Source organism: Desulfobulbus propionicus DSM 2032 (assembly GCF_000186885.1).
Lineage (GTDB): Bacteria > Desulfobacterota > Desulfobulbia > Desulfobulbales > Desulfobulbaceae > Desulfobulbus > Desulfobulbus propionicus.
Genome location: NC_014972.1, coordinates 3,535,236 through 3,560,039, shown reverse-complemented (window position 1 = coordinate 3,560,039; position 24,804 = coordinate 3,535,236). Strand labels below are relative to the sequence as shown.

The 24,804-nt window shown below is 57.0% G+C and carries 25 protein-coding genes and 2 riboswitches; of the genes, 22 read left to right on the top strand and 3 right to left on the bottom strand.

The features are described from left to right. The first annotated feature begins 1 nt into the window (after window position 1). The 4 genes from DESPR_RS15535 to DESPR_RS15520 all read left to right on the top strand — a co-directional run bounded on the left by DESPR_RS15535 (window position 2) and on the right by DESPR_RS15520 (window position 4,007). On the top strand, window positions 2-973 hold the full coding sequence (locus tag DESPR_RS15535) for a 4Fe-4S binding protein (protein ID WP_015725755.1): 972 nt from the start codon (window positions 2-4) through the stop codon (window positions 971-973). Further along, window positions 966-2,255 carry a 2-hydroxyacyl-CoA dehydratase family protein gene (locus DESPR_RS15530; RefSeq protein ID WP_015725754.1) on the top strand — a complete coding sequence of 430 codons (1,290 nt, stop codon included), beginning with the start codon at window positions 966-968 and terminating at the stop codon, window positions 2,253-2,255. The genes DESPR_RS15535 and DESPR_RS15530 overlap by 8 nt, the downstream gene beginning before the upstream one ends. A gap of 335 nt (window positions 2,256-2,590) precedes the next feature. Further along, window positions 2,591-3,376, top strand: a complete 786-nt coding sequence (locus DESPR_RS15525) for an acyl-CoA dehydratase activase (RefSeq protein ID WP_015725753.1) — start codon at window positions 2,591-2,593, stop codon at window positions 3,374-3,376. Window positions 3,377-3,380: 4 nt separating this feature from the next. Continuing rightward, complete coding sequence (locus tag DESPR_RS15520; protein WP_015725752.1) at window positions 3,381-4,007, top strand: urease accessory protein UreH domain-containing protein; 627 nt, start codon at window positions 3,381-3,383, stop codon at window positions 4,005-4,007. A gap of 102 nt (window positions 4,008-4,109) precedes the next feature. Here DESPR_RS15520 and DESPR_RS15515 read toward each other — a convergent pair whose 3' ends face one another. The 3 genes from DESPR_RS15515 to DESPR_RS15505 are packed head-to-tail and all read right to left on the bottom strand — an operon-like array spanning window position 4,110 to window position 6,459. Further along, window positions 4,110-4,844, bottom strand: a complete 735-nt coding sequence (locus tag DESPR_RS15515; protein ID WP_015725751.1) for an amino acid ABC transporter ATP-binding protein — start codon at window positions 4,842-4,844, stop codon at window positions 4,110-4,112. Next, entirely contained in the window at window positions 4,834-5,622 is a 789-nt protein-coding gene (locus tag DESPR_RS15510) for an amino acid ABC transporter permease (protein ID WP_015725750.1), read from the bottom strand. Before DESPR_RS15510 ends, DESPR_RS15515 begins: the two co-directional genes overlap by 11 nt. Window positions 5,623-5,637: 15 nt before the next feature. Next, window positions 5,638-6,459 carry a transporter substrate-binding domain-containing protein gene (locus DESPR_RS15505; RefSeq protein WP_015725749.1) on the bottom strand — a complete coding sequence of 274 codons (822 nt, stop codon included), beginning with the start codon at window positions 6,457-6,459 and terminating at the stop codon, window positions 5,638-5,640. Window positions 6,460-7,072: 613 nt separating this feature from the next. Between DESPR_RS15505 and DESPR_RS15500 the strand changes: the two genes are divergently transcribed. The 18 genes from DESPR_RS15500 to DESPR_RS15425 all read left to right on the top strand — a co-directional run bounded on the left by DESPR_RS15500 (window position 7,073) and on the right by DESPR_RS15425 (window position 24,750). Continuing rightward, complete coding sequence (locus DESPR_RS15500; protein WP_015725748.1) at window positions 7,073-7,921, top strand: ParA family protein; 849 nt, start codon at window positions 7,073-7,075, stop codon at window positions 7,919-7,921. Between the two features lies 1 nt (window position 7,922). Continuing rightward, window positions 7,923-8,306: a hypothetical protein gene (locus DESPR_RS15495; protein WP_015725747.1), complete on the top strand. Its 384-nt coding sequence runs from the start codon at window positions 7,923-7,925 to the stop codon at window positions 8,304-8,306. 127 nt (window positions 8,307-8,433) lie between these two features. Continuing rightward, window positions 8,434-8,700 carry a VF530 family protein gene (locus DESPR_RS18090; protein WP_015725746.1) on the top strand — a complete coding sequence of 89 codons (267 nt, stop codon included), beginning with the start codon at window positions 8,434-8,436 and terminating at the stop codon, window positions 8,698-8,700. 153 nt (window positions 8,701-8,853) lie between these two features. Continuing rightward, window positions 8,854-9,210, top strand: a complete 357-nt coding sequence (locus DESPR_RS15490; protein ID WP_015725745.1) for a hypothetical protein — start codon at window positions 8,854-8,856, stop codon at window positions 9,208-9,210. Window positions 9,211-9,436: 226 nt separating this feature from the next. Then, a riboswitch (cobalamin riboswitch) is annotated at window positions 9,437-9,616 on the top strand. Between the two features lie 160 nt (window positions 9,617-9,776). Then, window positions 9,777-9,962: riboswitch (cobalamin riboswitch) on the top strand. A gap of 139 nt (window positions 9,963-10,101) precedes the next feature. After that, window positions 10,102-12,237, top strand: coding sequence for a methylmalonyl-CoA mutase family protein (locus DESPR_RS15485; protein ID WP_015725744.1), 2,136 nt, complete (start codon window positions 10,102-10,104; stop codon window positions 12,235-12,237). Next, on the top strand, window positions 12,234-14,414 hold the full coding sequence (gene scpA, locus DESPR_RS15480; protein WP_015725743.1) for a methylmalonyl-CoA mutase: 2,181 nt from the start codon (window positions 12,234-12,236) through the stop codon (window positions 14,412-14,414). The genes DESPR_RS15485 and scpA overlap by 4 nt, the downstream gene beginning before the upstream one ends. Before the next feature lie 82 nt (window positions 14,415-14,496). Next, a complete protein-coding gene (gene meaB / locus DESPR_RS15475) occupies window positions 14,497-15,636 on the top strand; it encodes a methylmalonyl Co-A mutase-associated GTPase MeaB (protein ID WP_015725742.1) in 1,140 nt (379 codons plus the stop codon). Between the two features lie 289 nt (window positions 15,637-15,925). Beyond that, on the top strand, window positions 15,926-16,120 hold the full coding sequence (locus DESPR_RS15470; protein WP_043770228.1) for a hypothetical protein: 195 nt from the start codon (window positions 15,926-15,928) through the stop codon (window positions 16,118-16,120). A gap of 134 nt (window positions 16,121-16,254) precedes the next feature. After that, window positions 16,255-17,130 (top strand): transporter, encoded by an 876-nt coding sequence (locus DESPR_RS15465; RefSeq protein WP_015725740.1) that lies wholly within the window; start codon window positions 16,255-16,257, stop codon window positions 17,128-17,130. Between the two features lie 625 nt (window positions 17,131-17,755). Beyond that, complete coding sequence (locus tag DESPR_RS15460) at window positions 17,756-18,448, top strand: hypothetical protein (RefSeq protein WP_015725739.1); 693 nt, start codon at window positions 17,756-17,758, stop codon at window positions 18,446-18,448. Between the two features lie 93 nt (window positions 18,449-18,541). After that, a complete protein-coding gene (locus DESPR_RS15455; RefSeq protein ID WP_015725738.1) occupies window positions 18,542-19,513 on the top strand; it encodes a hypothetical protein in 972 nt (323 codons plus the stop codon). 79 nt (window positions 19,514-19,592) lie between these two features. Continuing rightward, complete coding sequence (locus DESPR_RS15450; RefSeq protein WP_015725737.1) at window positions 19,593-19,988, top strand: single-stranded DNA-binding protein; 396 nt, start codon at window positions 19,593-19,595, stop codon at window positions 19,986-19,988. A gap of 91 nt (window positions 19,989-20,079) precedes the next feature. Further along, on the top strand, window positions 20,080-20,448 hold the full coding sequence (locus DESPR_RS15445; protein WP_015725736.1) for a hypothetical protein: 369 nt from the start codon (window positions 20,080-20,082) through the stop codon (window positions 20,446-20,448). A 68-nt stretch (window positions 20,449-20,516) separates the two neighbouring features. Continuing rightward, window positions 20,517-20,660, top strand: coding sequence for a hypothetical protein (locus DESPR_RS18620; RefSeq protein WP_015725735.1), 144 nt, complete (start codon window positions 20,517-20,519; stop codon window positions 20,658-20,660). Beyond that, window positions 20,594-21,718: a DUF6094 domain-containing protein gene (locus tag DESPR_RS15440; protein ID WP_425513488.1), complete on the top strand. Its 1,125-nt coding sequence runs from the start codon at window positions 20,594-20,596 to the stop codon at window positions 21,716-21,718. Before DESPR_RS18620 ends, DESPR_RS15440 begins: the two co-directional genes overlap by 67 nt. Before the next feature lie 82 nt (window positions 21,719-21,800). Continuing rightward, complete coding sequence (locus tag DESPR_RS15435) at window positions 21,801-22,367, top strand: hypothetical protein (RefSeq protein ID WP_015725733.1); 567 nt, start codon at window positions 21,801-21,803, stop codon at window positions 22,365-22,367. An 81-nt stretch (window positions 22,368-22,448) separates the two neighbouring features. Beyond that, the gene (locus DESPR_RS18615) at window positions 22,449-23,162 is read left to right on the top strand and encodes a helicase (protein ID WP_015725732.1); all 714 of its coding nucleotides are present in this window, start codon (window positions 22,449-22,451) and stop codon (window positions 23,160-23,162) included. Next, a complete protein-coding gene (locus tag DESPR_RS15425) occupies window positions 23,143-24,750 on the top strand; it encodes a helicase-related protein (RefSeq protein WP_015725731.1) in 1,608 nt (535 codons plus the stop codon). Before DESPR_RS18615 ends, DESPR_RS15425 begins: the two co-directional genes overlap by 20 nt. Window positions 24,751-24,804: the final 54 nt, after the last annotated feature.

Here is a 24,804-nt window from a genome sequence, read left to right as displayed (position 1 = left end):
CGTGCGTATCGCTCACCTCCGCTGGCTAATCTTGGCCACTTCCTTTGCAATCTTGCTCTTTGGCGCCTGTGCCGGGTTGCATCTGGGCAGTTTTCTGCCCACCTTTTCCTGCTGTTTTGTGCCTACCCGGGCCGGCACCTGCTTTTTTCTGCCGTTGCAAACCAGCCTCGGCTCGTTTACCTGGGCGGAGATGCAGCTCTTTCTCGAACGCTTCTTCTGGTTCAGCCTGCTGGTGCTGTTGATCGGCCGGGCCTGGTGCGGCTGGATCTGTCCGCTTGGGTTTTTCCAGGACCTGATGGACCGGCTGCGGCGCGCGCTCGGCATGGGCTTTGCCCGTTTTGATCAACGATTGCGGCAGCGGCTTGGCTGGGCCAAGTGGATCTTCCTGGCCATTGCCGTGCTCATTCCGCTGTGGGTGGCCTTTCCGGTGTTCTTTCCCTCGGTGGCCTTGGATCTGTTCATCCCTTTTTGCCAGTTGTGCCCCGGCAAGTACATCCTGCCGCTGATCACCTTTTCGCCGGATCGCATCCTGGTCGACTTTGAAAGCACCACCCGGCTGGTGATGTCCTCGCTGGGCCTGCTCTTTTCGCTGATGGCCATCATCGGCGCCTTGGTCAAACGCCGCTTCTGGTGCCCGTATTGCCCGCTGGGCTTGCTGATGTCCTGGTACCGGCGCTGGAGTCTGTTGAAATTGAAGAAGGAGGATGCCACCTGCACCCACTGCCGCATCTGCGCCGATGTCTGCCCCATGGAGATCACCGAGGTGTTCAGCTCGCGGGGGCGGGTCGACGTGACCTTTGGCGATTGCATCCTCTGCCTGAAGTGCATTGAGCACTGCCCGGAAGACCGCGCCCTGCGTGCCGATTTTATGGGGCTTGCCATCTACAGATCCTCCTCGCGGGGATTTTTCAGCCACCCGGCCCTGGCGATGCAGCACAATCGCCCGTCGGCTACGGAGTCTTGCCATGAATAAACCGCTCCAACCCCAGGCAGCGGGCCGCTGGCTGCGGCAGATCAGCCGCGAGGCCGGCCGGCAGTTGGCCATGCTCCGCGATCTGACCGATGGCCCCGCCGCGCTTGCCCCCTTTATCGAGGCCCTGGAACAGGTCTTTGTTGCCAACGATCCCAGATCGTTGCTCTTGCGTGACGGTGCAACCCGGTCGGTGATCGGCATTTACTGTATTTTGGTGCCGGAGGAGCTGATCTACGCCGTTGGTGCCATCCCCCTGCGGCTCTGCGGCGGTTGCTCGTCCTCCTGCGCGGCGGGTGAGGAGCATGTGCCCCGTGACGGCTGCCCCCTGGCCAAGTCTTCACTCGGTTTGACCGCCCAGCCAGGTCTGGCCGTCTACGATCTCTGCGATGTGGTGATCGTGCCCACCACCTGCGATGCCAAACGCAAGTTTGCCGAGGAGCTGTCGCGCTTCCGCGAGGTGTGGATGCTGGAGGTGCCCCATCTCAAGGACTCGGAAATCTCCCAGCAGGCCTGGCTGCTGCAAGTCATGGCCCTCAAGGAGCGATTGGAGCAGCATATGAGCCGGGAGCAGGGGAGGCGGGTGCGCATCACTGCTCAGACCCTGGATCAGGCCATCCAGGTGCAGGCAGCGGCCCAGAGCCAGATGCGGCGCTTGCAGGCCCTGCGTAGCGCGGAGACCAGCCCGCTCTGGGGGCGGCAGGCGATGGTGGCGGCCAATGCCTTCTCCTTCATGGAGGTGGAAGCCTGGACCAGGGCCATGCGCACGCTCAACGACGAGTTGGAGCAGCGGCAGATTGCGGTGTGCCCGGCCCGTGCCCCGCGCATTTTCATTGCCGGTAGTCCGGTCATCTTTCCCAACCTCAAGCTGCCCACCCTTATCGAGGAGTTGGGGGCCATCCTGGTGGCCGACGAATCCTGCGTCGGCGAACGGGCGCTCTACGACCCGGTGGGCCATCCGGAACGCAATCTGCGCGCGCAGCTTATCGCCCTGGCCGCACGCACGCTCATGCCCTGCATCTGTCCGAGTTTTGCCCCCAACGAGGATCGGCTGGTCACCCTGCGGCGGATGATTGCCTCCCACCGGGTCGATGGAGTGGTCTACCACGTGCTCAAGGGCTGCGTGGTCTATGATTTCGAGGTGGGACGGGTGGAGGCGGTGTGCAAGGAGTCGGGGGTGGCAATGGTGCGTATCGAAACCGACTACAGTCCCGAGGATGTGGAACAGTTACGCACCCGCATCGAGGCCTTTGTGGAGATGCTGGTACAGCGCAAACGGCGATAGGTGCCATCCCGAAGGCAGAGAGGATCTCCTCCTTTGGTGCATTGCAGCAAGAGCCCCCGTTATTCGAGAAGACACCCCAGTGGTTGACTGTGCAAGGGACTCCCGCAGAGGCGCTGAGGCGCAGAGGGGGGCACAGAGAAAAGGGAGTGTTTGTACTGCAAGTGTTCAGTCGAGCACTGAGGCGCAGCAAACAGACGTCCTTATCTTCTCCGCGCCCCTGCGCCTCTGCGGGAGAAAAAAACAAACCCGCTTTATATGAAAGAGGTGCTTCGAGGCCTGATCCCAACAATCAACCTCCAGCCCATTCAAACCCCATCAACCCAAGGAGAACAGCCATGGAATATTTTGCCGGCATTGACGCCGGATCCACCTATGTCAAGGTGGCGGTCCTCACCGAAGAGGGGGAACTGGCCGGTTTCCAGCACCGGCCCACCGGTATTGATGCCGCCGGCACCTCGCGCCGCTTGCTGGAGACGATCATGAACGATCTCGGTGGTTCAACCGAGACCATCCGCTCGATCATGGCCACCGGTTACAGCCGCCGTATCATCGATGTGGCCCACGATACCATCACCGAGGTTCGCGCCCATGCCGCCGGAGCACTGCTGACCGCACCACCGCAGGCCAACATCCGCACCGTCATTGATATCGGTGGCCAGGACAGTAAGGTGATTGTCCTAGGCGAGGACGGCGACACCCAGAACTTTGTCATGAACGACAAGTGCGCTGCCGGCACCGGCCGTTTTCTCGAATCCCTGGCCCGGGTGCTGGAGCTGAAGGTCAGCGATCTCGGCCCTTTGTCCCTGCAATCCATTGCCCCGGCAACCATCAACTCCACCTGCGTGGTTTTTGCCGAATCCGAGGTGATCTCGCTGGTGGCCCGTAAAAAGCCGGCCAGGGATATCGTCGCCGGCATCCACGAGGCCCTGGCCAAACGCATCGGTGCAATGGCACGCAAGGCCCGTTTTGAACCGGGGGTGCTGCTCACCGGTGGTGGCGGTCTCAACCCCGGTATTGTTCAGGCCTTGGAAGACGAATTGATGATTGATATCCATCTGCCGCTGCACCCGCAGCTCAACGGTGCCATCGGTGCGGCCCGCATCGCCGGGACCCAGGCCTGAACCGATGACCGGCCTGGAAATAACCGGAACCGGGCTGCTGCTGGGTCTGACTAACGGTCCGGCCTGTCTGGTCGCCTGCGTCCCGGCCCTGGTGCCGGTAATGCTCACCACTGCGCCATCGCCTGTTGCAAGACGCTTTGCCTGGCCGCTGCTGGGCCGCTTCCTCTGCGGCCGCCTGAGTGCCTACACCCTGGTTGGCATGCTTGCCGGGCTGAGCGGTCATTCCCTGCAAGCGGTCAGTGGCTTGCTCGCCCCCTGGATGAGCCTGCTGCTGGCGCTGTTGCTCATGGCCCACGGGCTCGGACTGTTGCGGCGGTTCTCCTGCCGCTTCGGCTGCTCGGTCATGGGTGGCGTTGCCTCGCCGCTGCTCTTGGGCGCGCTGACCGGCTTTTCCCTCTGCCCGCCGTTTCTTCTCGCCCTCACCTGGGTCTGGGGCCAGGGCATTGGCCCGTTGGCGGCGGCTCTGTTCTTCCTTGCCTTTTTCCTGGGCACCTCGCTCTACCTGCTGCCCCTGGGGTTTGGGGGCTATCTTGTCGAAAACCAGAGGCTGAAGCGGTTGGGACGGGTGCTGTCGTTGGGGGCGGGGATGTTCTTTGCGGTCCGGGCAGTGATCGATGGTGTTATGCACTGATCCTGGTAGGGCTCGTAGCTTGTTACGCCACACCCAAAAATGATCAACCTTGCAGCTCTGCGGGCACCGCCTTGGTCAAAGGATGTGGTTTTCCACCGGGTATTAATTATAGCGGGTGACCCTTCCCAAAAACTGCTGCAGTTGTTCGCTTTGCGGGTGGTCAAAGAGGCGCTCGACACTGCCGCTTTCCCTGATTTTTCCCTCTGCAACAAAGAGACAATGGTCCGCTGCGGTGCGGGCAAATCCCATGTGATGGGTGATCAGCAGCAAATCGCGCCCCTCCTCTTGCAATTCCTTGATAATATCAAGCACCTCTGAGGTTATCTCCGGGTCAAGGGCCGAGGTCGGTTCGTCGAAGAGCAGAAACCGTGGTTTGATGGCGATGGCGCGGGCAATGGCCACCCGCTGTTGCTGGCCGCCGGATAACTGGGCCGGTTTCTTGTCGGCATGGGCTGTCAGTTGAAACCGGTGCAGCATGGCCTGGGCCGTTGCCAGGGCCTGCTCGTGCGTATATCCCTGCGCCTGCTCAAGCGGCAGCATGATATTGTCAAGCGCACTCAGGTGCGGAAAGAGGTTGAAGGCCTGAAAGACCGTGCCGATGCTGCGACGATGGAGGAGTAGGCTTGCCGCATCAAAGAGCAGCGGTTGGCCGTTGATGCATATTTGTCCGCAATCAGGTCGCTCCAGGCCGGCAATCGTGCGCAGCAGGGTTGTCTTGCCACCTCCCGAGGGGCCAATGATGACCAGGGCATGCACATCCGGCAGTTCAATGGAAATATCGTCCAACACCCGGTGGCCATTATAGGATTTACTGAGATGCGTCAGGCTAAGTTGCATAGCGAAATTTCTGTTCCAGGTGGCGGCTGAACAGGGAAATGGGGAGGGTCAACACCAAATAGCCAACGGCCAGCGGCAGATAGCTTTCCAGCGTGCTATAGGTAAAGGCGTTGACCTCCTGGGCGTTGAGGGTGAATTCACTGACGGCAATGATCGAAAGCAGCGAGGAGTCTTTGACCAGCGAGGCGAATTGACCGGCTAGGGGCGGCAAAATCCGCCGCACCACCTGTGGGAGGATGACAAAACGGTAGGTCTGCAAGGGGCTCAGGCCAATGGCGCGTGCGGATTCTATTTGCGATTCACCGATACTCTCGATGCCCGCCCGAATAATCTCGCTCAGATAGGCCCCGGCAAAGAAGGCCAGGGTGAGAATGCCGACAACATAGCGATTATTGATGCCAAAGGCATCCGCCACCACGTAAAAAAAGACCAGAATCTGCACCAGAAGCGGGGTGCCGCGCACTCCTTCGATATAGAGCATGGCCAGATAGCGCAGCGGCAACAGGCGGGAGCGGCGGGCGAGGGCGAAAAAGACACTAATCAGCAGGCTGAGGCCAAGCGCCGCGACGGAAATCAGTAGGGTGGTCATCCAGCCGTGCAGAAATTTCTGCCGATACTGCCAGACCGCAGTCCAGTTCCACCCATACTGCAACTGGCTGAAGGAAAAAAAGAACAGTGCCGAGAGCAGGAGGAGGACCAGGGCAAAGGCCAGGAGCCGCGAGAGCAGCGACGGCGCCTCGTTGTCCTCCATCCGCCACCAGAGGGTCAATCTGCCCATGCTTTGGCCTGGCGATTACAGGAAAAACGGATAGCCAAGCCGCTTGAATTCCTGTTTCTGCTCCAGCAGCCAGGTGTCGCCGAGCTTGTCAAAGCCGCCCTTGGCCCGATAGTCCTTGAGGAAACGATTGATCTCCTCCTTGAGGGCGGTGTTATCTTTGCGGATGCCAATGGCCCATGATTCCTGCTGAAAGGGTTTGAGGAGGGCGCGGGTGGTCTGCGGGTTGCGCTTCCAGTTGCTGTAGGTGGACATCTGATCGTAAATAAAGGCATCGGCCTTGCCCTGGACAACCTCAAGCACCGCCGCTGCCTCCTTGTCAAGGACCAGTAGCTTGGCTTTTTTCAATGCCTTGCTGGCATAGTTGTGCCCGGTGGTGCCTTTCTTCACGGCAACCGTCATGCCGTCCTGGTCAAGATCCGCAATGGTTTGCACCGCAGAATCTTTGCGCACCAGCAAACAGAGCCCGGTTTGCAGATACGGCTCGGAAAAGTCGATGGACTGTGCCCGCTCTGCGGTGGCGGTCATCGAGGAAAGGATGATGTCGATCTTGCCGGTCTTAAGCGCAGGGATGAGGCCGTCAAAACTCATGTTCTCTATCTTGATCTCCCTGCCCAGACTGATGCCAAGCGCCTTGGCCAGATCAACACTGACCCCGGCTGGTTTGCCGGTGGTGTTGGTCATCTCAAACGGGGGGTAGGCCAACTCCATCCCAACTTTCAACGGTCCCTGCTGCTCAGCCGCACAACTGGAGACGGCAAATACGGCAACAAGCAAGAGCGTCCCCAACCACTTTCTGATGGTTGCAAGGGGGGGATGGATGCAGATGGCGCGTTTCATGGGCAAGTCCTCTTGTGTTTGCAGAATGCGTTTGCAGTTTGGGTAATGGCTCCCTTCACAGGGGAGCGTGATGGTTGTCAATCCTTGGAGAGAGTGTCTTCGGCGCAATTTCGTTGTGTCATTGCCGGTCGTTCCGAGGGATACCGGGCCACCTGGGTGTCATCTCGACCACAAGGGAGAGATCTCCCTCTTCAAGCAGAGTTTTGGCGGTCATCATAGTATTTTTTCAACGGCTTGCTGCTTTGCCGGCCGTCTTGCATGGCAACGTATCCATCAGGGAATACCGTGTCAACCGAAAATAACCTGGCGAATATTAGGGAAAAAATGGTTGGTGCCGAGAATTGCGGAGCCAGCATCTTCACGACTCACGGGCTCGGACGGTTGCGGTGGTTTTTTTGCTGCTTCGACTGAGTGTTGTTTCTCCTCGCTCTCCTTGTTGATTCTGGGTAGTGTTGGCTCTCTTGCCGAAAATTAGAGGTTTAATCGGTTGGGGCAGGGCTGTTCCTTGCGGTCCTGTTAGTGATATCGTGTTGTGGGCTGACTCTGTTGGGGTTCGTTCCTCACCCCAACCTACCCGTACTTGTTATGCTTGAATTAAACACAGGAGACAATTATGGCGAAAATAGTAAGTTTTATTAATCTTAAAGGTGGTGTCGGGAAAACGACTACCGCTGTAAATATTGCCGCAACTCTTGCTAAGATTAAGGAATATAGAGTTCTGCTGATTGATCTAGACCCGCAAACAAACGCAACTATTTCGGTTATTGACCAAGAAGAATGGCAAGATCGGCATAACAAATGCCAAACTCTTTATCACTTGTTTGACGACATGCTAAATGGGACGGATAGGTTTAACATTAATAAGGCATTATTAACAAATGTTGGCAGCATTGAAGGTCTCGATTTGTTGCCTTCAAGCCTTTATTTGGTAGAAATACAAGACGCAATTCCAGACATGGATAATAAAGCATATGTTAGTCATGTCGATGTCGTTGGTAATGCTATTTCAGACATCAAATCAAATTACGATTATATAATAATTGATTGTCCTCCAAATTTAGGTGCTATCACTCTTAATGGTATTACTATAAGTGATTACTACATTGTTCCTACTGTACCAGATATACTTTCAAAAATAGGGATAAGCTTAATCCTTAACCGTATAGAAAATTTCAGAAAAAAGAAAAAAACATGCGAGATTGAACTTGGTGGAATAATTTTTACCAAAATCGATTATCGTACAAATTTACATAGTTCAACAATGACTGAGTTGAGAGCAGGAGAACTAAGCGAATATATTTTCGATTCTGAATTTCCTCAGCGAATTTCTGTCGCCGAAGCACCAATAGACTCTAGGCCATTTTTAACTTCCCAAACTGCAAAAGGGAAAAGTGATTGGCGGCAGACACAGCAATTAATCACAAATATTACAAACGAGCTTCTTAAAAGGTTAGGAGAATGAGATGAGTAATATTAGCAAGAACGACATCAAGATATTTGGAAAAGTATTGCAGGCGCTTGGTGAAATTATTGTATCAAAGCCTGAAATCTTAATGTCTATATTGGATAAGGAAGTAGAGGCAGAGGCTCCTCCACAAGCAAAAGAAAAGCCTCATGGTTTGCCAAGTGCCATGAAAGACACTGACTTGTTTTCTTTCTCGAAAAACCATAACAAGGAAGAAATAATTGCTCTTTTGAATGAATTGACTGTTGATGAACTTAAACAAATCATAAGTCACTACAGCTTAGGGTATACTAAGCTGAAATCAAAGGAGAAAATTTCTGAGTATATAGCTGATCAATTCAAAAAAAGAACGACAGATGTTTTTTTAAAGCATGAAAAATAGCATATCAAGTCAATAAACCTGACCGGAAATAGCCGCGTTCTTAATAGGTGGGCAGCAAACTTGGCCGGCAGGTTATTTCACCGTTATGCGCTCTACACCTCCCTAGAAGGATAATACAATTCACAGCATGAGTACCAAGCAAGAAAACAATCCATTACACGGTATTACCCTAGAAATGGCGGTCACCCGATTAGTCGAACATTACGGCTGGGAAGGCCTCGCCCAGAAAATCAAGATCAATTGTTTCAAGAGTGATCCATCCATCAATTCATCGCTGAAGTTTTTACGGAAAACACAATGGGCGAGAGATAAGGTTGAATCTTTGTACCTTTATACATTTGAAAAAAAATCCCCAAGGGGTAATGCGAAAGTGACTCCAAGGGCCAAAGCTTGATTATTGCAGTGATCCGGTGCCCCTTCCGCAGAGAATTTCCTGGAGCCTCCACGATCAGCAAATCCTGGTCATGCCATCGAGTTCAGGTGAGGAACGGCAAGAGTTCTCCAGCATTGGGGCGTTAAATTTTAATGAAACAGTACGTGGTATTGCATGGGAAAAATGAAGTTGTCCGGCGTGAAGAAGAAAAAAGACCTCGTGAAGAAGTCCGGTGCGGAGAAACCCTCTGTGGAGGAGTTGCGCAAGACGCTAGGCTTTCCCGAGGGCACCAATTTCCTGGGGTATGCAGTCTATCGAAAGGAGTCCGAGGAGTATTTAGCCGAGGTTGATGAGGCCCTGGAAGAGGGACTTGGTCAAAAAAACTGGGTACGCACGCCCCAATTAGCCCAGTGTTACAGCACGCTGTCGAAAGCAGTTCAGGTATCAAATGAATGTTCTTGCTCGACTGTCCTGGGGTTGTTCGACACGGGCCAGCAAATCGTTACCGTCACCATGTCCATCAATCGCTGAACGTATTCCCCTTTGTCTGATATGGTTTGTTTGGGAGTTCCACAGCCCGGTCACAGAATAATTGCCAGGTATGTTCCTCTGCACCTTGTCCTGGCGAGAAGCCATGGCCAGGCTCGGTTTTCTGTCTTGGGCGCGGGTTGGCGTAGGCATGCTGAACAAAACAGCTCCTTTTTTTGCACTTGACAAAAGAAATGCAAACCGTTTAGGTGAACGCGTTTGCTGTTGTAAGGATTATACATTTTCAGGCTCCGCAAGGATGAAAAGGGAACCCCGTGAGAATCGGGGACGGGCCCGCCGCTGTATCCGGGGACGAACGCTGCATGATGTCACTGACCAAAAGGTTGGGAAGGCGCAGCAAGTAGGTTGATCCGGAAGTCAGAAGACCTGCCTGAAAAGATGACTAGCGCTTTCCCCTTGGACCAGGGAGGGCACCGATACGTGGATAAACCAGGGCATCCCCGGATCAATTTTATATTGATCCGGGGATTTTTTTTTTGCCGTTTTGTCGTGGAAAATATTGGGGAGATGTTGGTCCGATGTAGTCAGGCGGTACAGTTTTAACTCATTGTTTGTACAAAAAAATCGGTGCCATTTTTTATGGCCTAACAGGGAAAACGGTGCAAGTCCGTTGCGGTCCGGCCGCTGTAATCGGGGACGAAATCCGTAGCATGTCACTGATCGATTTGATCGGGAAGACGCGGAGAGTAGGCTGATCCGAAAGCCAGAAGACCTGCCGATTTTTTGATCAGCGTAAGCGGCCGTGGTTCCCGTTGTTGATCCCAGCACCTGTGCAGGCGCAAGTCCTGCGCGTCATCGATGGTGCAGAGACAGGGGAACCCCTGGTCCGAAAGGGCCGGGGGTTTTTTGTTAACCAAGCAACAAGGAGTAAAAATGGGAACAGCATTGGACATTCTCAAGGATTTTCCGGCCAATACCCATGCCGAGTGGCTGGCGGCGGTGGAAAAGGAGTTGAAGGGCAAACCCTTTGACAAGACCCTGGTCAAGAAAAGTTACGAAGGTATCGACATCCAGCCGATGTACTTTGTCCACGATCTTGACGGCCTGCCCCAGGTGGATAGCCTGCCGGGGGAGGCGCCCTACATGCGCGGCACGAGCGCTTCAGGCCACAGGATCAATGCCTGGAACATTGCCCAGGAGATCACCCTGGCCGATGCCGAGGCGTTCAACCAGGCCGCGCAATACGATCTCAGTCGTGGCCAGAACAGCCTCAATATCGTACTCGACTGCGCCAGCCTACGTGGCCTGGATCCTGAGCAGGCCCCGGCGGATTTGGTCGGCAAAAAGGGGTTGTCGCTCTCCAGCTTGACGGATGCCAAAGCCGCCTTCGCCGGGATCGACCTGACCGCCCAACCCTGTCGTCTCACCTGTGGACCTTTGGGGATTGCCCCTGCAGCCCTCATCGCCGCCCTGGTTGAGGAACAGGGGCAATCGCTGGCCGATCTCCAGGGATCGCTGGTGGTTGATCCCCTGGGCGTACTGGCGGTGGAGGGTACACTCAGCTCCTCCCTGGCCACTGCCTATGACCGCATGGCACAACTCACCCGCTGGGCCATGGCCCATGCGCCCAAGCTGCGCACCATCACTGTGGGCACCGATGGGTACCGCAACAGCGGCGGCAACGCGGTCCAGGACATTGCCTTTGCCCTGGCAACCGGTGTGGCCTATATCCGCGCTCTGCAGGAGCGTGGACTGGCCATCAACGACATCGCCGCGCGGATGAGTTTTGAGTTTGCCATCGGCAATGACTTCTTCATGGAGATTGCCAAGTTCCGCGCCGCACGCCTGGCCTGGTCGCAGGTGGTCGCCTCCTTTGACGGCGATGTTGAGGCGCAGAAAATGGTTATCCATGCCCGCACCGCCACCTGGAACAAGACCGAGGTCGATCCCTGGGTCAACATGCTGCGCGTCTCCACCGAGGCCTTCTCCGGTATTGCCGGCGGTGTCGATAGCATGCACGTCAGCCCCTTTGATGAGATCTTCCGCACCCCCAACGAGTTTTCCCGCCGTATCGCCCGCAATGTCCACATCGTGCTCAAGGAAGAAGGCCATTTCGACAAGGTGGTCGATCCGGCCGGCGGTTGCTGGTATGTGGAGAAAATCACTGCCCAGTTGGCGGAAAAAGCCTGGAAGCTGTTCCAGGATATCGAGGCGGCCGGCGGCATGCTGGCGGCCCTTGAGCAGGGCATGCCCCAGGGAGCCGTGGCCCAGACCGCCGCCCAGCGGGCCAAGAACGTCGCCACCCGCACCGACCGTTTCGTCGGCACCAACATGTACCCCAACCTCGCGGAAAAACGGCTGGAGGCCGAGCCCTTCGACCACCGGGGATTCCAAGACAAACGCATCCAGGCGGTCAAGGCCCATGCCGGGACCGTTGACAGCCAGGCCTGCGGCGCGGCGCTGGCCGCGTTGCGCGATCGACTTTCCACTCTCGATGGCGAACTGATGGCCCGGGCCATTGCCGCCTTCCGCCAGGGGGCCACCCTGGGCATGGTGGCCGGAGCCTTGCAGGGCGATAGCCGGGAGATTGCTATCACCCCGCTCAACATCCATCGCGGCGCCGAGCCCTTTGAGAAGATCCGCCGGGCCACCGAGGCCTTTACCGCCCGCACCGGTGCCACTCCCAAACTGTTCCTTGCCAACATGGGACCCATCCCCCAGCACAAGGCCCGGGCCGATTTCTCCACCGCCTTTTTCAATGTCGGTGCCTTTGAGACCATCGGCAACAACGGGTTCGCCACCGTGGACGAAGCCGTCCAGGCGACGCTGGCCTCCGGAGCCAAGGCGGTGGTCATCTGCTCCACCGATGCCACTTACCCGGAGATTGTTCCTCCATTAGCCCAGGAGCTCAAGGCCGCTGATCCCGGCATGATGATCATCCTCGCTGGTTTTCCCAAAGACCTTGTCGATGCCTTCAAGGAGGCCGGGGTGGACGAGTTCCTGCACGTCCGCGTCAATGCCCTGGAACTGCTCACCAAACTGCAACAACACCTGGAGGTGATCGCATGAGTGCGCCGGATTTTACCACCATTGGCTTCAAACCCGTGTCTGCGCCCATGGATTATCAGGCCTGGGCCGCCAAGGTCAAGAAGGAGACCGGCCTCACCGCCGAGGAACTGGCCTGGCGCACGGTTGAACAGATCGATGTCAAACCGGTTTACACTCGTAAGGATTACGACGGTCTGGACCACCTCAGCTACATGGCCGGTATTCCACCCTACCTGCGCGGGCCCTACGGCACCATGTTCGTGCAGCGGCCCTGGACCGTACGTCAGTACGCCGGTTTCTCCACCGCCGAGGAGAGCAATGCCTTCTACCGCCGCAACCTGGCCGCCGGCCAGATGGGATTATCAATCGCCTTTGACCTCGCCACCCATCGCGGTTACGACTCGGATCATCCGCGCGTGGTCGGCGATGTTGGCAAGGCCGGCGTGGCCGTGGATTCGATCCTGGATATGAACGTGCTCTTTGCCGGTATTCCGCTGGATCAGATGACGGTGTCCATGACCATGAACGGGGCAGTGCTGCCGATCATGGCCTTTTACATTGTTGCCGCCGAGGAGCAGGGGGTGAAGCAGTCGCAACTGGGCGGCACCATCCAGAACGACATCCTCAAGGAATACATGGTGCGCAACACCTACATCTATCCGCCGGCGAACTCAATGCGCATTATCTCCGACATCTTTGCCTACACCTCGAAAAACATGCCCAAGTACAACAGTATCAGTATTTCGGGCTACCACATGGAGGAGGCCGGCGCCACCTCGGATATCGAGATGGCCTACACCCTGGCCGACGGCTGGGATTATGCTCGCGCCGGTGTGGCCGCCGGCATGAGCATCGACACCTTTGCCCCGCGGCTGTCCTTTTTCTGGGCGCAGGGCATGAACTACTTCATGGAGATCGCCAAGATGCGCGCGGCCCGGGTGTTGTGGGCCAAGATCATCAAGAGCTTTAACCCGCAAAACGTCAAATCCCTGCCCCTGCGTACCCACAGCCAGACCTCGGGCTGGAGCCTCACCGAGGGCGACCCCTTTAACAATGTCTGCCGCACGGTGATCGAGGGTATGGCTGCAGCTTTGGGCCATACCCAATCGATGCACACCAACTCACTGGACGAGGCCATCGCCCTGCCCACCGAGTTCTCGGCGCGTATTGCCCGCAATACCCAGTTGTATTTGCAGGACGAGACCAACATCCTCCGTCCGGCTGACCCCTGGGGCGGTTCGTTTTATCTGGAAGCACTCACCGGCGCCATTATGAAGCGCGGCTGGGATCTGATTCAGGAGGTCGAGAGCCTGGGCGGCATGGCCAAGGCCATCGAGACCGGTCTGCCCAAGATGCGCATCGAGGAGGCTGCGGCTCGTCGCCAGGCGGGTATCGACTCCGGCCGCGAGAAGATTGTCGGCGTCAACAGTTACTGCCTGGACAAGGAGGATGCCCTCGATACCCTGGAGGTCGACAACACCGCGGTGCGCGAGGCTCAGCTCAAGCGGCTGGCCAAGCTCAAGGCCGAGCGTGATGAACCCAAGTGTCAGGCAGCACTCAATGCCCTGACCCACTGCGCCGAGACCGGCGAGGGCAATCTGTTGGCCCTGTCTATCGAGGCGGCCCGGGCCCGGGCCTCACTGGGTGAAATCAGTTTTGCCCTGGAAAAGAAATGGGGGAGGCATACGGCCGTGATTCGATCGATTTCAGGCGTCTACAAGGCGGAATTCAGCGAGAAGGAAGAGGTGCAGAAGGTTATCCAGATGACCAAGGAGTTCGAGGAGATGGAAGGCCGGCGGCCACGCATCATGGTGGCCAAGATGGGCCAGGACGGCCACGACCGCGGTGCCAAGGTCATCTCCACTGCCTTTGCCGATCTGGGGTTTGACGTTGATATCGGCCCGCTGTTCCAGACCCCGGAGGAGGCCGCCCGTCAGGCGGTGGAGAACGATGCCCACATTGTTGGTTTCAGCTCGCTGGCCGCCGGTCACAAGACTCTGTTGCCGGCCCTGGTGCAGGAGTTGGAGAAGCTGGGACGGCCGGACATCATGTGCGTCATCGGCGGCGTTATCCCGGCCCCGGATTATCAATTCCTGCGCGACCACGGGGCTGCGGCCATCTTCGGACCGGGCACGGTCATTCCGGTGGCGGCGATGAAGATCCTGGAGGAGTTGAAGGCGCGTTTGCACGCTGAATAGGGAAGGCGCATCCCTCAAGGGGCACCCTTGCGCTGCACCGTGCGGGGATGCCCCTTCTTCAACCCTTTGCACAGGAGGAGCAATGACATTGAACACCAAAATGCCGGAATGGGCACCGGAGGGTAACTGCGAGGGCTTTGCCTGCCGGGTGATGGATGGGGTGGAAGCCGGACATGACGGTATCAGCAGCTACAAGGGCACGGAACAGGTGGTCAAACCCGCCGTCCGTCACCGCCGGCCGCAACTGAGTGCCCAGGAATACGCCGACGGTGTGCGCCAGGGAGATAGGGCCGTGCTGGGCCGTGCCATCACCCTGGTGGAATCCAATGCGGCCCAGCATATCGAAAAAGCGCAGGAAGTGCTGAAAATCCTCCTGCCGTTCACCGGCAACTCCATCCGGGTGGGCATCACCGGCGTGCCGGGGGTGGGCAAGTCCACCTTTATCGAAACCTTTGGCTGCCATCTGATCGAGCAGGGCCATAAGGTGGCGGTCCTGGCGGTGGATCCGTCCAGCTCCATCTCCGGCGGCTCGATCCTCGGCGACAAGACCCGCATGGAGCGGTTGAGCCGGGACGAGCGCTGCTTCATTCGCCCTTCGCCCGCCGGGTCCACCCTGGGCGGGGTGGCGCGCAAGACCCGCGAGACCATGCTGGTTTGCGAGGCGGCGGGTTTTGACGTGGTGCTGATCGAGACCGTGGGCGTGGGCCAGAGCGAGACCACGGTGCGTTCCATGGTCGATTTTTTTCTACTCTTGATGCTGGCCGGAGCCGGTGATGAACTCCAAGGGATCAAGAAGGGCATCATGGAACTGGCCGACGCCCTGGTGATCAACAAGGCCGACGGCAAGAACAAGCTGATCGCCGAAACGGCACGGGCGGAATATGAACGCGCCCTGCATTACCTGCAACCCTCCACCGAGGGCTGGATCTCGCACGCCTACACCTGTTCGGCCATGGCCAACGAGGGCATCGATGCAATCTGGAAGGTGATCGGCAAATACCGCGAGATTACGAGCAAATCCGGCGTGTTTGAGCGGCATCGTCGGGAGCAAAGCATCAAGTGGGTGCACGACATGGTCGATGACCACCTGCGCTCGCTCTTTGCCAAGCACCCGGGGGTGAACCGGATCATCAAGGACATCGAGCGCAGTGTGGCAGGCGGTTCCCTGCCGGCGGTGGCGGCGGTGCAGCAATTGATTGCCGTGTTTGAATGTAAATCCTAATGACTGTGGACAAACAGTGAGCTACGAATCGAATGAAGTCCCGGTAACTTTTTCCGTGCCCAAGGATTGTATCCGGTTGCCATGTCACTCCGGGCGCTCCGTTTGCCGACAGAACGCCACTTCAATATAAGGCCGGAAAAAGTTACCAGGGACCCATTCTATCAGTTATCAGGGGAAGTAGTAGCTTGCAGCTGGACGACAAGGGTCTTTTAGCAAAAAACTGAGCCATTGTACCATGACGGTCGATAGAATCTCATATCTTGCAAGAGAGTGCAAGGGGGAACATAGAATGAAAACAGCACATATTACCCTTGAGCTATCCGGAAAAACTCTGGAAAATTTGATATATCTTGCAACTCGTCTCCAGAGACACCCCAATGACCTGACTGTTGACCTGCTCTATGCCGCCATCGAAGCCTCCATGGACAGTGTTGAAGCCCAGACGTCTCTCCTGACGCATCCGTCTAATGATATTCTTCAGTAATAAGACTTATAGCATCTAACAAGCCTAAAAGGAGAAAATTAGTTGGCCATAATGAACAATGAAAGATTTGTGTTCCAGCAAGGCGCCGGAATCAACACTTCTGTACAAATACGCTAAGATAACAAGGAGTCAATATGTCGCAACCAACAATCACAGTCGCCTTGGCCTGCCTGCTGGGGTTTGCCCAAGCAGTGCAGGCGGCACAATCCGATGCTGACGAAATCAGTGTTGAGCACGGCAAGATCAACACCGCCGACGCCTCGCCTGTCGATCCAGGTCACTTCGAACTGGAACCCTCTTTTGCGACAACCCGCTCCGAGCGATTCTGGGATGCCGGTGGCCATGCTCATGGCCGAGGGCTTTATCGGGAACACAACCTCGGCCTCTCGTTCACCGCCGGTGTGGTCGATAACGTCGATATCAACATAAATGGGGGGTACAGTTGGATCAAGGACAACGACAACGATTTCGACGGCGACGGTGGGCTGACCGGTCCTTTTCGGGGCGAAGACTTCACCGACCTGGAGGTGAGCGGCCGCTACCGTTTTTATAGCAACGAGGAGCAGCACTTGGAGATCGCCTATATCGCCGGAATGACCCTCCCGACCGGCAACAGTTCGGATCAGAGCGAGATCGGTACCAGTCAGGAATATTGGAGCTTCAACCAGACCCTGGTCGCGACCAAGGATTTGGGGAAATGGACCCTCAACGGCGATATCGGTTTTGTCCTGCCCATCGGCTGCAAGCGGGAAAATGCCAGGGGTACGTTCAACGCAGACTTGGCGCTGGGCTATCAGATGCTGCCCTGGCTGCAACCGGAGGTGGAACTGAATTATGGCCACGATGCGCTTTCTGACGAGAACGATGCACAAGTGCTTGCGGTGACCGCCGGACTGATCATGCCGATCAACGACACGTTACGGGTGAATGTTGGTGTCCAGCAGGGCCTGTGGGGTGAAAATACCGATAAAACTACCACCTTGATCACTGCCGTCAAATTTGCGTTTTGATGGAACTGGCTGAATATGTGGACATTGTATCGTTTGGTGCCAATGTCCATATATTCAACTTTTTCTAAATATTCGTCTTGCTATTGCTCCGGTGACTAAACAGTGAAATATTTGAAAGCCCATCCGGTTAATTTACTGTTTTTACGATGGTTATCGTATTGTTCACCAGAACGATTTAGTTGTTTAATCGCCGGAGTAATATTTATGAGTATAGAAGTTTTTTATAAGAAATTTTGGCTCATTTCCAATGAGATACCCCTTTCCAGGGCTTAGCTGAACACGATTTTCGTGTTCTTGAACTCCAGTAGTACGCAGCGCTGCCTTTCCTCGACCAAAGACGTTTAATCGCAGAGGCGAACGTTTTTCTTTGACCTGGAAGAGTCGCGCAAGCCCCCCTGCAAACGAATCGCTCGATTCGTTCCCCTCATTCTCTTTTCTCCGTTGAATCGATAGCTTTTTCCCTGTCTTTTCGCACCCGCATTCTCTTTGCGCGTTCTCGGAATGACTGATCCTATCGTTTCTTTCAATACATACCCCACCCCACTCATCCATCGGGAGCTGTTACGTCATGCTCCCGGCGGAGCCATGACGTCTTGCTCCCCCATACTCATAAGGAGGCAACACCATGGCACCATTGCAGGAACAGATCCAGTCGATCAACGAACGCTTGCGAACATTCGGCATCGAGGCGATTCAGGAAATCAAGATGACCGACAAGGGCGGTAACGTGATCGGTCAGATCAAGTACGGTTTTCGGCCGCAGTACGTCTTTGACAGCGTCAATGAGGTGCTCGGTCCGGAGAACTGGCGGTACGAACTGACCAAGGAGGAGATTTTTGAGACCCAGGCGGTCGCTGAAGTTCGATTGTTTGTGAAAATCGACGGTGACTGGATGTGCAAGGGCTCGCACAAGGGACAGATGCAGATCGTCAAAGGCAATGTCGGCGATGCCCAGAAAGGGGCGATCACCGATGCTATTCAGAAATGCATGTCACTGTTGTCCATCGGCAGCGATGCCTACAAGGGCCTGTTGAAGAACGTCTTCCTTCAGGGAACGCAACGAACTTCGCCACCCGCAACGCAATCCAACCCTCAACCGAAAACCAAACCTGCATCCAGAAGCCAACCCACTGAACCACCTGCCAATCAAAGCGATCCCTCGGCAACCCTGCCTAGGATCGCCGGCGTCAGCTTCGAGCATCGTCAAGGGGTGATCATCGCCATCGGCGACCATCTCTTCGACAAGAAGGAACTGCTCAAGGCCGCAGGCTTTCAATGGGATAAGACCGGAAAAACCTGGATGAAGCAAGCAGCTTAATCACCACAACATCACCCAGCCCCAGAGGGAGCGATACCATTCCCTCGGCGGGAATCCGTGTATCCTCCCTCATTTTTTCAGGAGGATCCAACCATGTCAGATCAGTTAATGCTCACCCTGCAGGCCGCTCTCCAGCAGCTTGCCATCCAACAGACCGAGGCAACACTCGGTGATCGGAGTACCTATCTCGGGGCTTCCGACATCGGCGCCTGCCCACGCAAAACCATTCTCAGAAAACTCCATGCCCCGGAGGCCGACCTGGTTACCCTGCTGCGGCAGCGGCGCGGTCACATGGCCGAGGAAGTGGTTGCCGCTGCCTTCATGATCGCTGGTTTCAGCAACTTCCAGCGACAAACCGAGGTTCGTCATGCGGGCGCTGTCCCGGTCATGGCCCATCTCGATTTTGTCTTCATCTCGGAAGTGCGCAAGACCATGGCGGTCCTGGAGGTGAAAGCACCGGAGAACATCCCGGAACACCCCTACGGCGCTTGGGAGACCCAACTCTATCTGCAAATGGGACTGCTGGCCGACAGCTTCCCCGACTACACCGTGGAGAAAGGCGCCATCCTGGCAGTCAACTTCGGTGATCAGGGAATGCGACTCTTTGGCGGCTACACGCCCCAGGACACCATCTATCACGGCCTGATCGACCGGGCCGCTACCATCTGGAACCAATACCAAGCCTACAGTGCAGGTGATTTGGCTACCCCCTCCATGGAGGTAGGACCGCTCTGCGGCTACTGCCCCTTCCTCCTGGACTGCCCCAAGTTCGAGGCTGAAGAGGTGCGCGAGCTGACCGAGAGTGTCGAAGTCCTCCTGGAATTACAGCACCAGCAAAAAGATCTGGAGGCCGAGGTCAATTACCGCAAGAGCAATCTGCTGGCCATCGTGGCCCAACGCGGTCCGCTCAAGACTTGCGGCCATCTGCTGCGTAAGGCGGTTCGCACCAGGAAGTCACTGGATGCGGACCAGCTCAACCAGTTCCTCCAAGGCTACGGCCACTCGCTCAATGATTTCCAGAAGAGCAGCTCCTACGCCTTCCTGGAGGTCAAGAAAGCCGCTTGAACTCAGGTTTCCCAAATCGCACCCAAATCTCTTCCCATGGTGGGGAGAGCTACCCTCTCATTCTTCAAGGAGAACCCTCATGTTGAACAAGACCATGCTGATCGGCAATTTAGGCGCAGACGTTGACACCTGTTACACCAAGACCCAGGTCGCAGTGGCCACCTTCCGCATCGCCACCACCGAACGGTGGAAGGATAACGAAGGTAAGGCGCAGGAATCGACCGAATGGCATCGCATCGTTGCCTTCGGTCGCCTGGCCGAAATCTGCTCCGAGTACCTCTCGAAAGGCTCCCGTGTCTACCTGGAGGGCCGTTTACAGACCCGCAAATGGCAAGACGCAGAAGGTGTCACCCGCTTCACCACGGAAATCATTGCCCGTGAGATGAAGATGCTGGGCGGCGGTGAACGAACCGATATTCCGGTTCCACCGGAAGACGGCCAGGAACCACCACCCTCTGACGACGTACCGTTCTGATTGCCACGCATTGCAGCCACACAACACCCCAGGCCTGAACTCCACATCCGTGGGGTTCAGGCCCTCTCATTTTGATCATCAGGAGCACCACATGAACTACCTACCCAACCAACAGGAACACCCACATGCAGAACCATCATTCTGCACCCCTTTTCCCTGGACCATTGCATCCCATCCGGACACCGAAGGCGGATATGTCATCCGTGAAGTCCGTCATGAGCAACAGACATGGTGCGACCAGGGCTATGACCTCTCCACAGAGGAAGGCGACCGGCGCAGTCTGCTGGTGGCACGGCATGAAGCCGGCAACATTCGCCTGCTCCAGGCCGCCCCGGTTCTGTTTGTTGCCCTGCGGGATCTGGCGACTTCCACCGGTACAGCCACTGCGGCTCGCACCATGCTGGAAAGCCTCTTCCCCGATTGGCAGCAACTGGAGATTAAACGCAACCAGGGAGAATGACCATGACACGACGTACCGAATCCGCCCGGCAGGCGCTTGATCAATAGTGCCTGAGCAAGGGCGAACCCATGGATATCCTCGAAACCGCCATCATCGATCTGTTGACCGACCTGCTGCACCTGGCCCGATTAGAGGGCCTGGATGCCTGCATGATCGGCCAGACCGCGCAGATCCATTTCGTGGTCGAGATCGAAAAGGCACGCATACCCTAACCAAACAGGAGAACACCATGGCACGACTGGGTTCACAGGCCAAGGCAGGCTTTTATCCGACACCGGAGAGCATCCGTGGCCAACTCAAAGAACTGCTTGATATCGAAGAGGACGCCCGCATTCTCGACCCCTGCTGTGGCGAGGGACAAACCCTTGCCGCACTGGCGGATGGAACAGGTGCCATCACCTACGGCATTGAACTGGATCATGATCGGGCAACTGAGGCACGGCAACGCATCCACCATCTCCTCTGGGGCGACGCCTTGGTGGAAATGCGGATCTCGCCCGGAGCCTTTGGCCTTCTCTATCTCAATCCACCCTATGACTACAGTCTGGAGCCGGAAGCCCAGGCCCAGCGGCTGGAAGTGCTCTTTCTTAGACGCTTTCAGGAAACCCTGTACAAGGACGGCTGGCTGGTGCTGGTTGTCCCCTACACAGTGCTCGTCGCCTGCGCCTCGGTTCTGGCCCGGCATTTCTCGGGCCTTCAGGTCTACGCCTTTCCGGAAGAGGAGTTCCACACCTTCCATCAGTGTTTGGTGATCGGGCGGAAACGCTCGCTGGTGACCAAGGCCAAGGCAGCCCACATGGAGCAGGAGCTGAATTGCATCGCCGGCATGACGCCGGAGATCTTTCTGGCCACGGCTCCGCAGTTGGCAAGCTGTACAGAGCGGCTGATTATCCCCGCTCCCAAACATCCCTGCACCTTCAGGTGCAGCCGGATCGATCCGAGGGAAGCCATCCCCCTGGTTCGCAAGAGCGGGCTGTTGGCGGATCTGCTCACCCACGATCTGGCGCCCGGACAGTGCCACTCCATCCGGCCTTTGGCGCCGTTGAAAAACGGCCATCTGGCCCTGATGCTTGCCGGCGGTTATATGAACGGCGAGATCGAGATGGCCGGCCACCGGCTGGTGATCAAGGGCGTGGTCCACAAGACGGAAAAAATACACTCCATCGCCGAAAACAACAGCGGCGACACCATGGTCACCACCCGTGACCTGTACCAGCCCACGGTCAAGGCCATCGACATGGCCAAGGCCGAAATGCTGATCATCCGCTGAGGTTTTTAAATTTTCAATTACACCAACCCATGGGGGGAGTCTTCCCCGGTGGGGATGTCTCCCTCTTTTTTCAGGAGGCATCATGCACGACTATCTCACCATCCGCAGCAACGGTTTTGTCACCTACTGTGACGGTCTCATCGCCAGTATCGAGGCGGATCAGGCGCGGGCTTACCTGCTCAGTCTGGTCGGCAGCCCGGCCCAGATCCAGGCCACCTCGGCCCACTTCTACAACGGCGGCTTCAGCCGCATCTCCGGGATCGAACCCACTCCCTTGGAGTTGGGCCGTACTCCAGGCACCATCCGCTCCATCCGGGCACGGAAGATCGGCGATGTGGTCAACAAGGTACTGATCAGCGCCGAACAATTCGAACGCAAGGCCCAGCACACCGAGACCACCTGCTCGGTCATCGTCTTTGGCGAGGACATGGCAGCGGTCAAGCAGCAGGCCCATCACCGTTTGGACAACAGCACCACCATGCCGCTGAAGCCTGAGTGGCGCGACTGGCTGTGGGACGAGGTCCTACAACCAGAACGGCTCTATTCCTTTGGCAATCCGCACCTACGGCAAGCCTGGAAGATCAGTTGGCAGGAAGAGGCATTGGAGGAACGGATTCTGGAAGGCATCCGGCTCGGCTATCTCGGTTAAACGAACTCAAACACAACCCGATCAGGGGAGGCATTCGGTCCCCTGACGGGGATCGTTTGTCTTCCCCATGGAGGACAGACGATGGACATCCCTTTAAGCGAATTTCTCGACCAATGGGGCGAGGTACTCAAGTCCCAGGTCATCACCACCATGCACCCGATCTATCAGCCCAAGGGTGAAGATCAGTGGGATGCGCAGGCACGCGAACAACTGGGCCAACTCAAGCGCACCCCGTTTGAGGCTCAGATCCGCTGCGGCATCCTGCCCATTGCCCGGACGCTCTACAAGGAGGACTGCAAAGGTGCCTTCCTGGTGGGCGAGATGGGAGCGGGTAAGACGATCATGAGCCTGGCCGTGGCCGCGCTCGATCCCAAACCGGCCAAGCGCATCCTCATTCAATGCCCCGGTCATCTGGTGCGCAAGTGGATCCGGGAGGCGGAAGCAACCCTTCCCGGCTGCACCTGCATCAACCTCAACGGCCGAGACATGACCCTGTTGCTCGATCATAAACGAAAACCTGCAAAACCACGGGGCACCGAAATCTGGGTGCTGGGCAAGGAGCGCGCCAAGCTGCACTACCAGCGCAAGCCCGGCTTCATGGTCCGGCAAGGAGCAACCTGCTGCCCGGACTGCGGTGCTCAGGTCTTTTTGAATGTGAATGACCCGGCCCCGGTCTGCGAACATTGCCAGGCCCGGATGTGGTCGGCCGACGGTAGACGCAACCGGCGCTATGCCAAGGCTGAGTTCATCAAACGCTATCTTCCCAAGGGCTTCTTTGATCCTCGTCATCCTTGACGAGGTCCATGAACTCAAGGGAGGCGGCACTGCCCAGGGCCAGGCCATGTCCTGCCTGATCGCCCGTTCCCGTAAGGTGCTGGCGCTGACCGTCACCCTCATGGGCGGCTATAGTCGCGATTTGTTCTACCTTCTCTGGCGGATGTTTCCCCGGCAGATGGTGCAAGCCGGTTTTGAATACGGTCGCACCCTCGGATTTGCCGAACGCTACGGGGTGGTGGAACGCACCTACGAAGCCGATGATCTGGGCCCCGACTGGAATCAGGCCAGCATTGGCCGCAAGACTGGTAAGGCCCGGGTCAAGGAGGCACCGGGGATTTCCCCCCTGTTGCTTCCGGATCTCTTGTTGGAGCGTTCCGCCTTTGTCCGGCTGAACGATGTCAGCCAGGCCCTGCCCGACTACGAAGAAATCATCGTCACCACCCCGATGGATGACACACTGCAAACCCATTATTTCGATCTCTCCAACACCCTGGTCGCTGCCACCCGCAAGGCTCTCGCCTGCGGCGACATGCGGCTCTTGGGCAAGATGCTGCAAAGTTTGCTTGCCTATCCGGATGGTTGCCGCTTCGGCGAACGGGTTTATCTCGAACGCGGTGGCGTAGAGGAACTGATCGCCTCGGCTCCGGCCCTGGAGATCAACCTTCTGGCCAAGGAAAAGCGGTTGTTGGAGATCCTGACCACGGAACGCAAACAGGGCCGCAAGGTGGCGGTCTTTCTCGAACACACCGGTACCCGCGACCTGGTGCCCACCCTGGTGGACAAGCTGCACCACCATGGTTTTGCTCCTTTGGTGCTGCGGGGCCAGGCGGTCAAACCGGAAAACCGGGAAAGCTGGTTAAAGGATCATCTGGAGACCGGCCAGTACGACTGTCTGCTCTGCAACCCCAACCTGGTCAAGACCGGTCTGGATCTGCTCGACTTCCCGACCATCGTTTTCTTCCAATGCGGCTATTCGGTATTCACCCTCAGGCAGGCCAGCCGCCGTAGCTGGCGGATTGGTCAGAACCTGCCGGTCCGGGTCTTCTACCTGGCCTATGCCGAAACCATGCAGGATAAGGCGCTCAGCCTCATGGCCCAGAAGATGGAGACCTCGCTCGCAGTTGAGGGCGAACTCTCGGGTCAAGGGTTGGCCGCGCTTTCCGAATCGGAGAACAGCATGCTTTACGAGCTGGCCAAGGCCCTAACCGACCAGCAGCCGGTAGAGGATGTCACCACCGCCTGGAGCCGGTATCGCCAGCTGGAACTCGCCTCGGTGCTCGATCTCGATGAGACCGAAAGCGTGACCACCACCGAGGAAACCCGGGTGACCACTACGACCACCATCAGTTCCCCCGACGGGCAAACCGCCCTGGTCCGCCACGAGCTGGTGATCAGGGGGAGGGTCTATCTCCGGGGTAATACGGCGGTGGCCTATGTGGACGGCAACCGGTTCCGACCGCAAGCCGGGGTGATCTATTGGCAAGACCGCCGGATCGGCAGCTATGACCGCCAGGGTCATGGCGAGATCAACCATAAACCCATTCGTCTCTACAAGCCGCCCCACCTTGGCCACTTCGTCTTGGCCGAGGTCCGCCAGGCTGCTTGACCACTATTTGCACTCAAACCAATCCCAGACGGGGCACACTGCCCCGATGGGCTG

What these genes read in the sequence shown, in the direction of transcription:
- DESPR_RS15530 (WP_015725754.1), top strand. Translation starts at nt 966, where the DNA reads ATGAATAAACCGCTCCAACCCCAGGCAGCGGGCCGCTGGCTGCGGCAG.
- DESPR_RS15525 (WP_015725753.1), top strand. Translation starts at nt 2,591, where the DNA reads ATGGAATATTTTGCCGGCATTGACGCCGGATCCACCTATGTCAAGGTG.
- DESPR_RS15520 (WP_015725752.1), top strand. Translation starts at nt 3,381, where the DNA reads ATGACCGGCCTGGAAATAACCGGAACCGGGCTGCTGCTGGGTCTGACT.
- DESPR_RS15515 (WP_015725751.1), bottom strand. Translation starts at nt 4,844, where the DNA reads ATGCAACTTAGCCTGACGCATCTCAGTAAATCCTATAATGGCCACCGG.
- DESPR_RS15510 (WP_015725750.1), bottom strand. Translation starts at nt 5,622, where the DNA reads ATGGGCAGATTGACCCTCTGGTGGCGGATGGAGGACAACGAGGCGCCG.
- DESPR_RS15505 (WP_015725749.1), bottom strand. Translation starts at nt 6,459, where the DNA reads ATGAAACGCGCCATCTGCATCCATCCCCCCCTTGCAACCATCAGAAAG.
- DESPR_RS15500 (WP_015725748.1), top strand. Translation starts at nt 7,073, where the DNA reads ATGGCGAAAATAGTAAGTTTTATTAATCTTAAAGGTGGTGTCGGGAAA.
- DESPR_RS15495 (WP_015725747.1), top strand. Translation starts at nt 7,923, where the DNA reads ATGAGTAATATTAGCAAGAACGACATCAAGATATTTGGAAAAGTATTG.
- DESPR_RS18090 (WP_015725746.1), top strand. Translation starts at nt 8,434, where the DNA reads ATGAGTACCAAGCAAGAAAACAATCCATTACACGGTATTACCCTAGAA.
- DESPR_RS15490 (WP_015725745.1), top strand. Translation starts at nt 8,854, where the DNA reads ATGGGAAAAATGAAGTTGTCCGGCGTGAAGAAGAAAAAAGACCTCGTG.
- DESPR_RS15485 (WP_015725744.1), top strand. Translation starts at nt 10,102, where the DNA reads ATGGGAACAGCATTGGACATTCTCAAGGATTTTCCGGCCAATACCCAT.
- scpA (WP_015725743.1), top strand. Translation starts at nt 12,234, where the DNA reads ATGAGTGCGCCGGATTTTACCACCATTGGCTTCAAACCCGTGTCTGCG.
- meaB (WP_015725742.1), top strand. Translation starts at nt 14,497, where the DNA reads ATGACATTGAACACCAAAATGCCGGAATGGGCACCGGAGGGTAACTGC.
- DESPR_RS15470 (WP_043770228.1), top strand. Translation starts at nt 15,926, where the DNA reads ATGAAAACAGCACATATTACCCTTGAGCTATCCGGAAAAACTCTGGAA.
- DESPR_RS15465 (WP_015725740.1), top strand. Translation starts at nt 16,255, where the DNA reads ATGTCGCAACCAACAATCACAGTCGCCTTGGCCTGCCTGCTGGGGTTT.
- DESPR_RS15460 (WP_015725739.1), top strand. Translation starts at nt 17,756, where the DNA reads ATGGCACCATTGCAGGAACAGATCCAGTCGATCAACGAACGCTTGCGA.
- DESPR_RS15455 (WP_015725738.1), top strand. Translation starts at nt 18,542, where the DNA reads ATGTCAGATCAGTTAATGCTCACCCTGCAGGCCGCTCTCCAGCAGCTT.
- DESPR_RS15450 (WP_015725737.1), top strand. Translation starts at nt 19,593, where the DNA reads ATGTTGAACAAGACCATGCTGATCGGCAATTTAGGCGCAGACGTTGAC.
- DESPR_RS15445 (WP_015725736.1), top strand. Translation starts at nt 20,080, where the DNA reads ATGAACTACCTACCCAACCAACAGGAACACCCACATGCAGAACCATCA.
- DESPR_RS18620 (WP_015725735.1), top strand. Translation starts at nt 20,517, where the DNA reads ATGGATATCCTCGAAACCGCCATCATCGATCTGTTGACCGACCTGCTG.
- DESPR_RS15435 (WP_015725733.1), top strand. Translation starts at nt 21,801, where the DNA reads ATGCACGACTATCTCACCATCCGCAGCAACGGTTTTGTCACCTACTGT.
- DESPR_RS18615 (WP_015725732.1), top strand. Translation starts at nt 22,449, where the DNA reads ATGGACATCCCTTTAAGCGAATTTCTCGACCAATGGGGCGAGGTACTC.